This window comes from Variovorax sp. GW823-FHT04B03 (genome assembly GCF_058796495.1).
Window position 1 is genome coordinate 1,715,557 of record NZ_JBXAIT010000001.1, and the last position, 14,547, is coordinate 1,730,103.

Annotated in this window: 14 protein-coding genes; 11 read left to right on the forward strand and 3 right to left on the reverse strand. The window is 70.8% G+C overall.

Features of this window, described 5'->3' with window-relative positions; all coding sequences use genetic code 11:
* Positions 1-2 precede the first annotated feature (2 nt).
* The 6 genes from AC1RAD_RS08000 (at position 3) to AC1RAD_RS08025 (ending at position 5,946) form a co-directional block, all read left to right on the forward strand.
* On the forward strand, positions 3-827 hold the full coding sequence (locus AC1RAD_RS08000; RefSeq protein WP_492734432.1) for a class II aldolase/adducin family protein: 825 nt from the start codon (positions 3-5) through the stop codon (positions 825-827).
* Between the two features lie 26 nt (positions 828-853).
* Positions 854-1,855 (forward strand): ABC transporter substrate-binding protein, encoded by a 1,002-nt coding sequence (locus AC1RAD_RS08005; RefSeq protein WP_492734433.1) that lies wholly within the window; start codon positions 854-856, stop codon positions 1,853-1,855.
* On the forward strand, positions 1,852-2,916 hold the full coding sequence (locus AC1RAD_RS08010; RefSeq protein WP_492734434.1) for an ABC transporter permease: 1,065 nt from the start codon (positions 1,852-1,854) through the stop codon (positions 2,914-2,916). Before AC1RAD_RS08005 ends, AC1RAD_RS08010 begins: the two co-directional genes overlap by 4 nt.
* Positions 2,910-3,698: an ABC transporter ATP-binding protein gene (locus AC1RAD_RS08015; RefSeq protein WP_492734435.1), complete on the forward strand. Its 789-nt coding sequence runs from the start codon at positions 2,910-2,912 to the stop codon at positions 3,696-3,698. Before AC1RAD_RS08010 ends, AC1RAD_RS08015 begins: the two co-directional genes overlap by 7 nt.
* A 109-nt stretch (positions 3,699-3,807) precedes the next feature.
* Positions 3,808-4,950 carry a c-type cytochrome gene (locus AC1RAD_RS08020; RefSeq protein ID WP_492734436.1) on the forward strand — a complete coding sequence of 381 codons (1,143 nt, stop codon included), beginning with the start codon at positions 3,808-3,810 and terminating at the stop codon, positions 4,948-4,950.
* A gap of 33 nt (positions 4,951-4,983) precedes the next feature.
* On the forward strand, positions 4,984-5,946 hold the full coding sequence (locus tag AC1RAD_RS08025) for an ABC transporter substrate-binding protein (protein ID WP_492734438.1): 963 nt from the start codon (positions 4,984-4,986) through the stop codon (positions 5,944-5,946).
* Here the strand turns inward: AC1RAD_RS08025 and AC1RAD_RS08030 are convergent.
* Entirely contained in the window at positions 5,943-6,980 is a 1,038-nt protein-coding gene (locus AC1RAD_RS08030; RefSeq protein ID WP_492734439.1) for an AraC family transcriptional regulator, read from the reverse strand. The genes AC1RAD_RS08025 and AC1RAD_RS08030 overlap by 4 nt on opposite strands.
* Before the next feature lie 238 nt (positions 6,981-7,218).
* On the opposite strand from AC1RAD_RS08030, the gene AC1RAD_RS08035 reads away from it, so the two are divergent.
* The gene (locus AC1RAD_RS08035) at positions 7,219-7,734 is read left to right on the forward strand and encodes a response regulator transcription factor (protein WP_492734440.1); all 516 of its coding nucleotides are present in this window, start codon (positions 7,219-7,221) and stop codon (positions 7,732-7,734) included.
* Between the two features lie 2 nt (positions 7,735-7,736).
* Here the strand turns inward: AC1RAD_RS08035 and AC1RAD_RS08040 are convergent, their stop codons facing one another.
* The gene (locus AC1RAD_RS08040) at positions 7,737-8,681 is read right to left on the reverse strand and encodes a LysR family transcriptional regulator (protein ID WP_492734441.1); all 945 of its coding nucleotides are present in this window, start codon (positions 8,679-8,681) and stop codon (positions 7,737-7,739) included.
* A gap of 128 nt (positions 8,682-8,809) precedes the next feature.
* Between AC1RAD_RS08040 and AC1RAD_RS08045 the strand changes: the two genes are divergently transcribed.
* Positions 8,810-10,363: a M20/M25/M40 family metallo-hydrolase gene (locus AC1RAD_RS08045; RefSeq protein WP_492734442.1), complete on the forward strand. Its 1,554-nt coding sequence runs from the start codon at positions 8,810-8,812 to the stop codon at positions 10,361-10,363.
* A gap of 24 nt (positions 10,364-10,387) precedes the next feature.
* Here the strand turns inward: AC1RAD_RS08045 and AC1RAD_RS08050 are convergent, their stop codons facing one another.
* Entirely contained in the window at positions 10,388-11,239 is an 852-nt protein-coding gene (locus AC1RAD_RS08050) for a symmetrical bis(5'-nucleosyl)-tetraphosphatase (protein WP_492734443.1), read from the reverse strand.
* Positions 11,240-11,262: 23 nt separating this feature from the next.
* On the opposite strand from AC1RAD_RS08050, the gene AC1RAD_RS08055 reads away from it, so the two are divergent.
* From AC1RAD_RS08055 to AC1RAD_RS08065, 3 genes are read left to right on the forward strand one after another with little or no spacing between them, the layout of a single operon-like run.
* Positions 11,263-12,573, forward strand: a complete 1,311-nt coding sequence (locus AC1RAD_RS08055; RefSeq protein ID WP_369631899.1) for a hemolysin family protein — start codon at positions 11,263-11,265, stop codon at positions 12,571-12,573.
* Positions 12,574-12,589: 16 nt separating this feature from the next.
* Positions 12,590-13,531: a protein kinase family protein gene (locus tag AC1RAD_RS08060; protein WP_492734445.1), complete on the forward strand. Its 942-nt coding sequence runs from the start codon at positions 12,590-12,592 to the stop codon at positions 13,529-13,531.
* A gap of 40 nt (positions 13,532-13,571) precedes the next feature.
* On the forward strand, positions 13,572-14,543 hold the full coding sequence (locus AC1RAD_RS08065; protein ID WP_492734446.1) for a VWA domain-containing protein: 972 nt from the start codon (positions 13,572-13,574) through the stop codon (positions 14,541-14,543).
* Positions 14,544-14,547: the final 4 nt, after the last annotated feature.

The following is a 14,547-nucleotide window of genomic DNA, read 5'->3' on the forward strand; positions in this document are numbered from 1 at the left end:
CCATGAGCGCCGTCCTGTCCATCGACCGCCACGCGGCCCAACCGCTGAAGCTGCACGCGAACCCGCAGCAGAAGCACTGGTTCGACCCCATCCCGCCGCGCCCCACCGTGCAGGCCGAGCGCCGCCACCGGCAGGAGCGCCTGGCGGGCGCCTTCCGCCTGTTCGCGCGCTTCGGCTTCGCGCAGGGCCTGGCCGGCCACATCACGGCGCGCGACCCCGAGCTGACCGACCACTTCTGGGTCAACCCGCTGGGCGTGCACTTCTCGCGCATCAAGGTGTCCGACCTGCTGCTCGTCAACGCGAAGGGTGAAACGGTCGTCGGCGACCGGCCGCTCAACAAGGCCGCCTTCGCCATCCACGCCGCGATCCACGAGCACAACCCGAACATCGTGGCCGCCGCCCACACGCACTCGACCTACGGCAAGGCCTGGTCCACGCTGGGCCGCAAGCTCGACACGCTCACGCAGGACGCCTGCGTGTTCCACGACGACGTGGCGCTGTTCGACGACTTCACCGGCATGGTGGTCGACACCAGCGAGGGCGATCGCATCGCCCGCGCGCTGGGCGATAAAAAGGGCGCCATCCTCAAGAACCACGGCATCCTGACGGCCGGCCCCACCGTGGAGGCCGCCGCGTGGTGGTACATCGCGCTGGACAACGCCTGCCACACGCAATTGCTGGCCGAGGCGGCAGGCACGCCGCAGCCGATCGACGAGGCCACCGCGCGCCACACGCACGGCCAGATCGGCGGGCCCGAAGGCGCCATCCATTCCTTCGACAGCCTGTACGAAGGCCTGGTCGAGGCCGAACCCGAACTCCTGCTTTGACGATGAACCCCCGGAGCCTTTCCCCGATGAACGCATCCCTTTCCCGCCGCAGCGTGCTGCGCACCGGCGCCGCCGCCGCCGTGGTCGCCTCGGGCGGCCTCATTGCCTCGCAGGCCTTCTCGCAGCAGACGCGCAAGCTCACCTTCGCCTGGAACGCTGCGGCCTTCTGCCTCTCGCCCGTGGTGGTGGCGCAGGAGCGCGGCTACTTCGAGCGCAACGGCCTGCAGGTGGACCTCGTCAACTACACGGGCTCGACCGACCAGTTGCTCGAGTCGCTCGCCACCGCCAAGGCCGACGCGGCCGTGGGCATGATCCACCGCTGGCTCAAGCCGCTCGAATCGGGCTTCGACGTGAAGATCGTCGGCAGCTCGCACGGCGGCTGCGTGCGCCTGGTGGGCGCCAAGGACGCGGGCGCCACCAGCCTGGCCAGCCTCAAGGGCAAGATCATCGGCGTGTCGGACATCGCGAGCCCGGGCAAGAACTTCTTCTCGATCCTGCTGGCCAAGAACGGCATCGACGCCGACCGTGACGTCACCTGGCGCCAGTACCCGGCCGACCTGCTCGACATCGCGGTGAAGAAGGGCGAGATCCATGCCATCGCCGACGGCGACCCGAACGTCTACCTCATCGAGAAGCGCAACCAGGGCACCTTCGTCGAACTCGCGAGCAACCTCTCGGGCGAGTACAAGGACAAGGTCTGCTGCATCGTCGGCGCGCGCGGCGAGCTGGTGCGCAAGGACAAGGCCACGGTCGCCTCGCTGGTGCGCGCCATTGCGCAGGCTTCCGACTACGTGGCCGAGAACCCGAACGAGTCGGCCAAGCTCTTCGCCAAGTACTCGCCCAAGGTGCCGGTCGAAGACCTGCGCGCGCTGCTGGGCACGCTCACGCACAACCATCACCCGCTGGGCCGCAAGCTGCGCGACGAGGTGGAGTTCTACGCGCGCGACTTCCGCGGCGTCGGCGTGCTCAAGAAGACCACCGACCCGGTGCGCTTCGCGGAGCACGTGTCCTTCGATCCGCTGGCATGAGCGCCGTCATCGACCGGGTGCTGGAAGCACCGCCGACGCCGGGGAACTGGCGCCGCCCTGGCATCGAAAAGGCCGCGCCGGCCGCCGTGTTCGCGCGCCCCGCCGAAGGCTTCTGGCGCACCGGCGCGCTCGCGAGCGCGGGCTGGATCGCGCTGGGCCTGCTCACCGTCTACTGGCCCAACAAGGCCGTGGGCTTCAGCGACTGGGCCTACACCGACGAATTCGGCATCGCCGCCATCGCCATCGGTGCGGCGCTGCTGCTCGTGGCGCTGCTCGGCGCGCGCGCGGGCCGCGTGGCGCGCACGCTGCGACCGGCCGGGCCGTGGCTGGTGGCGCTGCCGGTGCTCTTCGCGCTCTGGGAAATCGCGACCGCCAAGCTCGCGCTGCTGCCCACGCCGTTCTTCGCGCCGCCGCAGAGCCTCATCGAAACCTACATCGACGACTGGCGCCGCCTCGGCGAAAGCCTGGCGCATTCGGCGCGGCTGCTCGCCCACGGCTTCGTGCTGGGTGCGCTCGCGGGCTTTCTCACGGGCGTGACCATCGGCTGGTCGCGCATCGCGGGCTACTGGGTGCATCCGGTGCTGCGCTTCGTGGGGCCGGTGCCGGCCTCGGCGCTGCTGCCGCTGGCGTTCTTCTTCTTTCCATCGAGCTACGCGGCGGCCGTGTTCCTCATCGCACTGGCCACGGGCTTTCCGGTGGCGGTGCTGACGTGGTCGGGCGTGGCGGGCGTCAACCGCAACTACTACGACGTGGCGCGCACCATGGGCGCGAGCGAGCGCTTCCTGGTGCTGCGCGTGGCGATTCCCGCCGCGCTGCCGCAGGTGTTCGTGGGCCTGTTCATGGGGCTGGGCGCCGCCTTCTCGGTGCTGGTGACGGCCGAGATGATGGGCGTGAAGGCCGGGCTGGGCTTCTACCTGTCGTGGGCGCAGGGCTGGGCTTCGTACTCGAACATGTACGCGGCGCTGATCGTCATGGCGCTGCTGTGCTCGGGCCTGATCACGCTGCTGTTCAAGGTGCGCGACCGCGTGCTGTCGTGGCAGAAGGGGACCGTGAAATGGTAGCCACCGTTGAACCCCATGTGCGCCAGGCCGGCGCGCAGATCGACATCCAGGGCGTGAGCCACTGGTTCGACGTGCCCGCAGGTCCGCTGCAGGTGCTCGACGACATCGATCTCACGGTGAAGCCCGGCGAGTTCGTCGCGCTGCTCGGGCCGAGCGGCTGCGGCAAGTCGACGCTGCTGCGCCTCGTGGCCGGGCTGGAGCCCGCCACGGCCGGGCGCATCACGCAGGACGGCACACCCATCACGCGGCCCGACCCGTCGCGCATCGTCGTTTTTCAAGACCCGACGCTCTACCCCTGGCGCAGCGTGTGGGACAACGTGGCGCTCGGCCTGCAGGCGCGCGGCGTGCTCAAGGCGCAGCGCGGGCGCGTCGACGAGGCGCTGAAGCTCGTCGGCCTCACCGACTTCGCCAAAGCCTTTCCGCACCAGCTCTCGGGCGGCATGGCGCAGCGCGTGGCCCTGGCGCGCGCGCTGGTCAACGACCCGCAGCTGCTGGTGCTCGACGAGCCGCTGGGCAAGCTCGACTCGCTCACGCGCATCGCGATGCAGAGCGAGCTGGTCAACCTGTGGCAGCGCGCGGGCTTCTCGGCGCTGCTGGTGACGCACGACGTGGAAGAAGCGCTGTTCCTCGCCAACCGCGTGATCGTGCTGAGCGACCGGCCGGCGCGCATCGCGGCGGAGCTGGTGGTCGATTTGCCGTATCCGCGGCATCGCGGGCACGCACGGCTGGCGGAGCTTCGCCACGAAGCGCTGCGCCACTTGGGGCTCGACGCCACCTGGTAGATGTAGCTCGCCCCCAGGCTGCGCGCACTTCGTGTCGCTTCGCCAACCCCCTACCGGGGGCGGGCCGGCCGCTTCGGGCGGCCGTGCGCGGCGGCCCCCTTGAACAGATATGAACGCTCTGCCGGAAGCCGACTGGCTCAATTTCCTGATCGACCTGCTCCAGGGCGCTCAGGTGCAACTGCTGCGCGTGCTCGATGCGCTCGGCCTCGTGCGCCAGGTGCACGGCCAGCCGGCGTGGCCGTGGGCGCACCGGCTCTCGGGCGAGAACCTGCTGATCGACCTGGGGCAGGCGCGCAGCCTAGCGTGGACGCTGGTGTGCATCGGCGTGGCGCTGTTGCTGCTGTTGATTGCGCTGGTCTGGCGGCGCCCGCGCTGGTACCTGCTCGCGCTGGTGCCGATGCTGCTGATCGCCGCGCCCTGGCCCCACGCGAACGTCGTGCTCGTGCCTGCAACGCCGGCGAGCTTCCACGCGTCACCGACCGGCTTCACGGCCGCGTCGATCGCGCAAGGCCGTGTGCTCTACGCGCAGCACTGCGTGAGCTGCCACGGTACCGACGGCAAGGGCGAAGGGCCGCTGGCCGCCTCGCTGGCCGTGTGGCCGCCGAACCTCACGGGCCCGCTGCTGTGGCGCCGCGCCGATGGCGACCTGCTCTGGCGCGTGCTTCACGGCACCGCCGCCATGCCCGGCTTCGGCGGCCCGCTCGACGCGGCCGATGCCTGGGCGCTCATCGACTACATGAAGGCGCAGGGCGCGGGCCAGAGCCTGCGCGCGCAGGGCCACTGGCCGCAGCCCGTCGGCCTGCCCGACATGGCGGTGCGCTGCGGCGCGCAGGCGCCCAAGTCACTCGCGCAGTGGCGCGGGCAGCGCGTGCGCGTCGTGGCGGGCGCGGTCGCGCCCAGCGAAGACCCGCGCCTGGTGACGGTGCAGCTGCTGCCGCCCGGTTTGAAGGCCGCAGGCGTCACCGCCGATTGCGTGGCCGATTCACCGGCCGCGTGGGAGGCGCTGGCGCTCATCGCGGGCACCGACCAGCTCGCAGGCATGCAGCTCATCGCCGACCGCGACGGCTGGCTGCGCGTGCGCGGCCAGCCGGGGCAGGCCGGCTGGTCCGACGACGACCTGCTGTGCCGCAGCGACAGCCCGCCGGCCGCCTCGGCGAAAGGCGCCGTGCTGCCGCCCGATGGCCTGGGCGCGCTCATCGCCCGCATGGACGCCGAGCCGGTGCGCTTCGTCAAGGGCGGCTTCATCCACTGATTTCTTTTCACTGCTTCCACGGAGAACGAACCCATGACCTCACACCTCGACCGATCGCGCCGCCAGCTGCTTGCCGGCGGCCTTGCCGCTGCCACGACCGCCACCTTGCCCGCCTTCGTGCGTGCGCAGGGCCGACCGGTGCTCAAGGCCGGCGACCAGAAGGGCGGGCTGCGCGCGCTGCTCGAAGCGGCGGGCGGGCTCGAGGGCCTGGGCTACGACATCCAGTGGTCGGAGTTCCCCGCCGCCGCGCCGCTGGCCGAGGCGCTCAACGCGGGCGCGGTCGATTCGGGCCCGATCGGCGATGCGCCGCTGATCTTCGCGCTCGCGGCCGGCACGCGCGTCAAGGCCATCGGTGCGAACCGCTCGGACGCCTACGGCACGGCGGTGCTGGTGCGGCCCGATTCACCGCTCAAGAACGCTGCCGAGCTCAAGGGCAAGAGCATCGCCACCAACCGCGGCTCCATCGGCCACTACGTCACGCTCAAGGCGATCACCGCGGCGGGGCTGAAGCCCGAGGACGTGAACATCCGCTTTCTTGCACCGGCCGATGCCAAGCTCGCGCTCACGCAGGGCTCGGTCGATGCCTGGGCCACCTGGGAGCCCTACACCGCGTTGGCCGAAATCAGCCGCCATGCGCGCGTGCTGGTCAGCGGGCGCGGCCTGCTGCCGGGGCTGAGCTACCTCGCCGCGACCGACGCCGCCATTGCCGCCAAGCGGTCGGTGCTGCAGGACTTTCTGCAGCGCGTGGTGAAGGCGCAGCGCTGGTCGTACCGCAACGTCGATGCGTTTTCGGCCACGCTGGCGCGCATCATCGGCATTCCGACCGAGGCGGCGAAGCTGCAGTTCGAGCGCCGCCAGCAGCAGTGGGTGGCCATCGATGCACAGGTCATCGCCGACCAGCAGGGCACGGCCGATTTCTACCGGCAGGTGGGGCTCATCAAGCAGCCGCTCGACGTGAAGGGCACGTTCGACACGGGCTTCGGCACGGCGGCCTAGAACCGTCGTTCGAGCGCCTGCACGCGGAAGTCCTGCGGCGCGATGCCGTAGGCGCGGCGAAAGGCGCGGCTGAAGTCCGAGGCGCTGCGAAAGCCGGCGCCGTAGGCGATGTCGGTCACCATCACATGCGGGTAGCGCGCCAGGTCGCTCGCCGCCTGGCGCAGCCGCAGGCTGCGGATGTAGCTGCCCAGCCCGCCCTCGTGCTGGAACATGCGGTACAGCGTGGGGCGCGGCAGCTGCAGCGCGGCCAGCACACTCTCGGGCGTGAGGTCGGCGCGGTGCAGGTGGGTCTGCACATGGCGGCGCACGCGGTCGAACATGGCGGCGCGTGCCGCCGCGCGCGCGTTGCCGTCGAAGCCGGCCTGCTTGCCGAAGGCCGACACCACCAGCTGCGCGCCCGTGCGCACCGCGCTCTGGGCCGCCGCCGGTGTCATGCCGCCGATGTGGCGCGCCAGCGAGATCGCGTGCCCCGCCGCCAGCCGCGCCAGCGGCGTGGTGCAGGCCAGCGTGCGCCCGTGCAGGGCCTCGGGGTCGGGGAAGCTCTCCTGCACCAGCGCGCCGGGCACGAAGAAGGTGTGGACCCGGCAGTCGTGGCGCCGCATGCGCACCGGCTGGTTCATGTCCAGCGCAAGGATGGTGGGCGTGCCGGTGGGGGCGGGCGGCGGTTCGCCCTTGCGGCGCGCACCCGGTGTGGCGCGCACCCGCAGGTCGTCGACGCCGCCTTCCTCGAACACATGGAACACGAAGTCGCGCACGCTGTCGGTCGACACGCGGGCCAGCGAGCGCTCCAGCACCAGCGTGTCGGAGCGGCATTCGGTGAAGACCAGGCCGCCCACGTCGTAGCGGTCGATCGCGGCGTGGAAGGGGCGCTCGAGCGCGTCGCGCGAGGGCAGGGCGTCCATCACATGGCCGACGCGTGCGCGCCAGGCCAGGAACTGCCGGTCGGGCGGCTCTGCGTGCACGTCGAAATGGCTGTGCGCCACGCCCGGGGGACAGAGGGGGCGTTCGGGGGCCGTGGCGGCGCTGTGCGTCATAGGGCGAGGTCGGAGCGGCGCCAAGGGGCTGGGGGGTCCATGCCCGCCAAATAGTACTAACTAAGCGTTAAAAAATCACAGATTTCGCGAAATTCTCCCAAGAACTGAGACGGAAGGTCAAGGCTGTTTACAAAGCGACCTCAGGCTCGCGAGAGGCGTCCTTGCATTGCATTTCGTGGCAGAGGGACGCCGGGTTTACTTTTTTCCCCTAGCGTTGATCGACCGAGCGAGCATTGACATGTCCAAAGGAAGCGCCGAGCTGCGTGCCATTTCGGAACTGGACGACGCACCGCCCTTGAGCCCCGCCGTGGCCGCGAACGCCGCGGCGCGGCTTTTTGCCCAGGCCAACCAGCTGGACCTGGCCAACTTGATGACGGCGGTCGAGCGCGGCGACGTGTGGGCGGCCGCGCGCACGGCGCGGCAGATCCTGTGCGACATCGAGGAGGCGGCCCTGGCGGCGCACGGGCTCGACAGGGCGCACGAAGAAACCGGCGACGAGGGCTTGCTCTCGCCGCGCGAACTGAAGGTGCTGGAGCTTGTGGCCCAGGGCTGGAGCAACCGGCGCGTGGCCGAGGCGCTGCACCGCTCCGACAGCACGGTCGCCAGCCAGATCAAGAGCATCTACCGCAAGCTGTCGGTCCATTCGCGCACGCAGGCCGTGCACGAGGCCACGCGGCGCGGGCTGCTGCGCCCCTCGGGCGCGACGCAGCGCCGGGTGATCAGCTTCCCGGGGGCCGGGCCCGCGCGCGGCTGAGCTCAGGCGGCCTTGCGCGTGCGTGGCCTGGGCGTGCCGCCGGCCGCCGGCAACTGCTCGCGCAGGTAGTCCAGGAAGGTGCGCACCACCTCCGGCAGCGTGCGGTCGGCCAGCGTCTGCAGCTCGACCGAACGCCCGCGCATGCCGGGCTCGCGGATCTCGGCCGCCACCAGTTCGCCGCGCTGCACGCGGTCGCGCACCGTGATCTCTCCCGTGATGGCCAGCCCGCCGCCCTGCAGCACGAAGTTGGCGAGGGCCTCGAAACGGTTGCTCACCAGCACGGGCTCGAACACGAGGCCGCGGTTGCTGCAGCCCACGTCGAACAGCTGGCGCACCGTGTTCTCGGGGCTGCCCAGCGCGATGGGGAAGGGATGCATCTGCGCCAGCGTCACGCTGCGCGACTTCGCCAGCGCATGGTCGGGCCGCATGATCGCGAACACCGACGCCGCCTGGCGATGCTCGACCCGGATGCCGCGCACCGCCGCGCGGCTGTAGGTGAGGCCGATGTCCGCCTCGCCGAGCAACACGGCATCGCTCACCTGCGTCGGCCCGGTGGCATCGAGCCGGAAGCGCACGCCCGGGTACTGTTCGCGGAACGCCGCGATGGTGCGCGGCAGGAACTCGTTGGCGAAGCCCGAGGAGCAGGCGATGCGCACCCGCCCGCTCAACGGCCCCTGCAGCGCCTGGATGTCCGACAGCACGCGCTCGGCCTCCAGCGCGCCGCGCAGGGCGTGCGCCGCCAGCAGCTCGCCCGCGGCGCTGGGCACCATGCCGCGTGGGCGGCGCTCGAACAGCGGTGCGCCCACCAGCGTTTCGAGCGCGGCCACCTGGCGGCTGATGGCCGAGATGCTGACGTTCAGCCGCGCGGCCGCCTCGGTGAGCGAGCCCGTGCGGGCCACTTCGAGGAAGTAGCGCAGCGAGGTTTCCTGCAGGCGGCGGCTGGGCATGGGGGAGTGTGAGGTTTGCAAGGAATGCAAAGGTAGCTCAAGAAAATAGCAATTGTTGAAAAGGTGCCCGCTTTTTATGCTGCGCAGATCCCCGGTTCGCCGTCCTGCTCCCTTCTGCGCTGCCATCCATGCCCACCCCTTCCCCCCGCTCATCCCGTCGCCTGTTGGCGCTGCTCCCCACGGCCGTCCTGCTGCTGGGCCACGGCCTCGCGCAGTCGGCCGAACTCTCGCCGGCCCAGGCAGAGCGCCATGCGCAGGCCACCTACCGCGAGTACTTCGAGCTGCTGGCCCTGCCCAACGACGCCACCGTGCCGGAGGACATCCGCAAGAACGTCGACTGGCTGGAGCAGGCCTTCCGCAAGCGCGGCTTCACGACGAAGCAGCTGCCCAACAGCGGCAAGCCGATGCTCTTCGCCGAGTTCCCGGGCAGCGACCCCGCGCGCAAGACGGTGCTCTTCTACATGCACCTCGACGGCCAGCCGGTGATCCCCGCGCAGTGGGCGCAAAAGAGCCCGTGGACGCCCGTGCTCAAGCGCAAGACGGACAAGGGCGAGTGGGAAGAGATCGACGCGGCCCCGCTCTTCAGCGGCCCGCTCGACCCCGAGTGGCGCGTGTTCGGCCGGGCCTCGGCCGACGACAAGGGTCCGATCATGATGCTGCTGGCGGCCATCGACGCGCTGAAGGCCGGCGGCGGCCAGCCGGCGGTCAACGTGAAGGTGATCCTCGACAGCGAGGAAGAAAAAGGCTCGCCGTCCATCAGCCAGGTCATGCAGGCGCACCGCGAGCTGCTGCGCAGCGATGCCATCGTGATCCACGACGGTCCCATGCACGCCACCAACCGGCCCACGCTGGTGTTCGGCAACCGCGGCGCGGCCGATGCGCGGCTCACCGTGTACGGTGCCAAGGTGCCGCTGCACAGCGGGCACTACGGCAACTACGCGCCCAACCCGGCGCAGCGCCTGGCCAGCCTGCTGGCCACGATGAAGGACGACACGGGTCGTGTGACCGTGCCCGGCTACTACGACCGCGTGAAGATCGGCGAGGCCGAGCGCAAGATCATGGCCGCCGTGCCCGACGACGAGGCCGCGCTCAAGCGCCGCCTGGGCATCGCCCGCACCGACCGGGTCGGCGCCAACTACCAGGAGGCGATGCAGTACCCCTCGCTGAACGTGCGAGGCATGGCCTCGGCGGCCGTGGGCGACAAGGTGGCGAACATCGTTCCCGACAAGGCCGAGGCCGAGATGGACCTGCGCACCACGCCCGACTCCGACGCGCCCTACCTGGGCAAGCTGATCGAAGCGCACATCGTCAAGCAGGGCTACCACCTCGTGAAGGGCGCACCCACCGACGAGGAGCGCGCCCGCTACGACAAGCTCGCCAGCTTCAGCTACCGCAGCGAGGGCGCCGACGCGGCGGGCTCGCCGATCAACTCACCGATCGGCCAGTGGGCCTACAAGGCGCTGACCGACACCTTCGGCACCACGCCCGAGCCGGTGCGCATCCGCATGATGGGCGGCACCGTGCCGACGGCGGAAATCGTGCGCGTGCTGCAGGTGCCGTTCGCGATCATTCCGCTGGTGAACGCCGACAACAACCAGCACGCGGCGAACGAGAACCTGCGCATGGGCAACTACGTGACCGGCGTGCAGACGGTCTACGCGCTGATGACGCACGGGTTCTGAGCCCCCGGACGGGGCGGGTGCCCGTCAGGCCCCCTTGCCGGGCTTCTGCGCCTGCTCGCAATTCACCTGGACCAGTTCGCGCTGGTCCAGCGTCGTGCCGAAGCGCACCGCGCTGAGGCAGCCGCCCCACACGCAGCCCGTGTCGGTCGACAGCAGGTCGGGCCGCGAAAGCCAGCCCAGCGTCGACCAGTGGCCGAAGGCGACCGTGGCCGCGGCGGTCTTGCGGCCCGGCACGTCGAACCACGGCAGGTAGCCCTCGGGGCCGGGAATGGCGCCGTCCTTGCTCTCGAACTCCATCACGCCCTCGGGCGTGCAATAGCGCAGGCGCGTGAGCGCGTTGACGATCACGCGCAGCCGTGCGTGGCCCGTGAGCGCGTCGTCCCAGTGGTCGGGCGTGTTGCCGTACATCTCGTGCAGGAAGTCGCCCAGCGCGGGGCCGCGAAGCACCGACTCGACCTCCGACGCCAGCGCCAGCGTGTCGCCCACCGTCCACTGCGGCAGCACGCCGGCATGCACCATCAGCAGGTCGCCGCCGCCGATCTGCATGTGCAGCGCCATGTGCTGCTGGCGCAGCCAGTCGAGCATCGCCGCGCTGTCGGGTGCGGCCAGCAGGTCGGCCACGGTGTCCTTGCGGCCGCCCTTGCGCACGCCGTGCGCCACGCCCAGCAGGTGCAGGTCGTGGTTGCCCAGAAGGCTGCGTGCCGAGGCGCCGTAGCCCTGCAGGCGGCGCAGCACCGCGGCCGAATCGGGGCCCCGGTTGACCAGGTCGCCGAGCACCACGAGCGTGTCGCGGCTGGGAGAGAAATCGATCTTGTCGAGCAGCCGGCCCAGGGGGGCATCGCAGCCCTGGACGTCGCCGATACAGTAAAGTGACATTCCCTCATTCTCTCCCCCCGTTCATGGATGTCTTCCTGCTGGCCTTGCTGACCACCCTCAATGCGGTGTTCGCAATGTCCGAAATGGCCCTTTCCACCAGCCGCCGCGCACGCCTCGCGGCCTTGGCCGAAACGGGGGACACCGGGGCGGAGGCTGCGCTGAAGCTGATGGAGTCGCCTACGCAATTCCTCTCGACCGTGCAGATCGGCATCACGTCCATCGGCATGCTCAGCGGCATCGTGGGCGAGGCCGCCTTCGCGGCGCCGCTCGCCGTGTGGATGGAAGGCCTGGGCATGGGCGCCGGCACCTCCAGCATCGTGTCGACCGCGGTGGTGGTGACCTGCATCACCTTCTTCACCATCATCTTCGGCGAGCTGGTGCCCAAGCGCATCGGCCAGCTGTACCCCGAGCCGGTGGCGCGCTTCGTGTCGCGCCCCATGCGCGGGCTGGCCAAGGGCGCCAAGCCCTTCGTGTGGCTGCTGGCCGGCGCCACCGCCACCACGCTGAAGCTGCTGCGCATCGACGCCAACGCCGCGCGCTCGGTCACTGAAGAAGAAATCTCGGCCAGCCTCGAAGAAGGCGTGGACGCCGGCGTGATCGAGCAGCACGAGCACCAGATGGTGCGCAACGTGTTCCACCTGGACGACCGCCGCTTGTCGTCGCTCATGATCCCGCGCGCCGACATCGAATGGCTCGACGCCTCCAACACCGTGGCGCAGGCGCTGCAGAAGGTGGCGGACGCGGCGGCGCTCAACCTCGTGCACTCGTGGTACCCCGTGTGCCGCAACTCGCTGGACGACGTGGTCGGCGTGATCAGCGTGGCGCACCTGCTGCGCCTGGGTTCCGCCCACAAGGGCGTGCTCGGCCAGGAAGCCACGCCCGCCGTGTTCGTGCCCGAGACGCTCACCGGCATGGAACTGCTCGAGCAGTTCCGCACGCGCGCCGGCCGGCTGGTGTTCGTGGTCGACGAGTACGGCGTGGTGCAGGGCCTCATGACCCCGCGCGACCTGCTCGAGGCCATCACCGGCGAGCTGCAGCCCGGCATGCAGGCCGACGCCTGGGCGCACCAGCGCGCCGACGGCATGTGGGAGCTCGACGGCCTCATGCCCGTATCGGAGCTGCGCGCGCGCCTGGGCATCCGCGAGCTGCCCGACGAAGAGCGTGGCCGCTACAACACCGTGGCCGGCCTGCTGATGTCCGTGTCGGGCCACCTGCCCGCCGTGGGCGAGCACATCGATTGCGCCGGCTGGTGCTTCGAGGTCGTGGCGCTCGAAGGGCGCCGCATCGACCGCGTGCTGGCCTCGCCGGACCCGGCCGCGCCGCAAGAAGACTGAAGAGGAGGGCGCGGCCATGCTGTCGCTGCTTGCACTGAGTTGCCCCCAATGCTCGGCCCCGCTGCCGCGCGCGGCGCGCTGGCGCACCGTCAACTGCGGCTACTGCGGCGCCACCATCACGCGCGGCACCGAGACCGTCGAGCGCGAGAGCTTCCGCGCCGCCTGGCGACGCGCCAACGCGGCGCAGCTGTCGGACACAGGTCGCCTCCTGCAATGGCGCGGCGCGCACTACCGCGTGCTCGCGCCGCTGGGCCAGGGCGAACACAGCGAGGTGCTGCTGGCCGAACGGCTCGGCGCGCTGCCCGAGCGCGTGACGATCAAGCTTGCGCGTGACGCGGCCGGCAACGCCGTGCTGGCGCGCGAGGCCGCCGTGCTGCAGGCGCTGCAAGCCCTGTCGGTGCCCGGCGCGGCCTACTTCACGCGGCGGCTGCCGCAGCCGCTGGGCCTGGGCGTGGCGCAAGGCCTGGGCGACGGCGAACGGCAGGCGCTGGTGCTGCGCCACCCGACCGGTTTCTGGGGCAGCCTGCAGGAGGTGCAGCAGGCCAACCCGCAAGGCATCGACGCCCGCCATGCCGTCTGGCTCTGGCGGCGCATGCTCGAGGTGCTGGCCTTCGTGCACGGCGCCGGCTGGACGCACCGCGCGCTCGCGCCCGCGCATGCGCTCGTGCATCCGCGCGACCACGGCGTGCTGCTCATCGGCTGGTCGCAGGCCAGGCAGGACGTGTCAGGCGGCGCCATCGGGCGCGACCTGATGGCGTCGGCGCGCAGCGTGCGCGCGCTGTTGTCCGATGGCGCCGCGCCCGCACCGATCGCCGCCTTGCTGCGCGAGTGCAGCGACGACGCCGTGGCCTGCGAGCGCCTGGGCGCGCAGGGCATCGAGCAGGCGCTGTCGGTCGCCTCGCGCGAGGCCTTCGGGCCGCCGCGCTTCGTTCACTTCGACCCCGCGCCGGCCGGCTAGCCGCCAGCCTTTCACTTTTTCCCCACGAAGGAGCACGTCCATGGGTTACGGAAACTATTCGCACGCCGCCCACGCGGCCATCGTGGCCGACCGCGCCGCCAAGTCCGGCAGCGAAGTCTTCACGCAGACCGCCACGCACGCGCTCATGAACCCGCAGGGGCTCAAGGTGCGCGAGTCGCGCGACAACGCCGACCACCCGAACTCGCTGGGCATCGCCTTCGCGCTCGACGTCACCGGCTCGATGGGCGACATCCCGCAGACCCTCGCACGCCGCGAGCTGCCGACCTTCATGAAGCTGCTGACGGACTGCGGCGTGGCCGACCCCCAGCTGCTCTTCATGGCCATCGGCGACGCCACCTCCGACCAGGCGCCGCTGCAGGTGGGGCAGTTCGAATCGACCGCCAACCTCATGGACCAGTGGCTCACCTGGAGCTACCTCGAAGGCGGCGGCGGGGGCAGCGGCGAAGAAAGCTACGAGCTCGCCTTCTACGTCATGGCGCAGCACACCGACATGGACTGCTGGGTCAAGCGCAAGAAGCGCGGCTACCTGTTCGTCACCGGCGACGAGCTGCCGTACCCGGCCGTGTCGCGCCACCAGGTCGAAGGGCTCATCGGCGAGAAGCTCGACGAGGACATTCCCATCGAAGAGGTCATCGCCGCCGCGGCCGAGACCACGCACCTGTTCTTTTTGATCCCCGACGCGCAGCGCCGCCGCCGCTGCGAGCCGCGCTGGCGCGAGCTGCTGGGCGATCACGTGATCTGCATGGACTCGCCCGACGACGCCTGCGCCGTGGCCGCCGGCATCGTCGCGCTCACCGAGAAGGCCGTGCCCAGCCTCGACGCGCTGGCCGGCGTGATGGCCGCCACCGGCATGCCCAAGGAGCGCGTGGGCGGCGTGCTGCACGCGCTCGATGGCTACGCTGCGCTGCTCGACCCGACCGCGCTGCGCCGCGCCACGCCCGCCGCAGGCAATGGGGCGCGCAGCTCGTGGTGGAAGCGACTCTTCGGCTGACGGC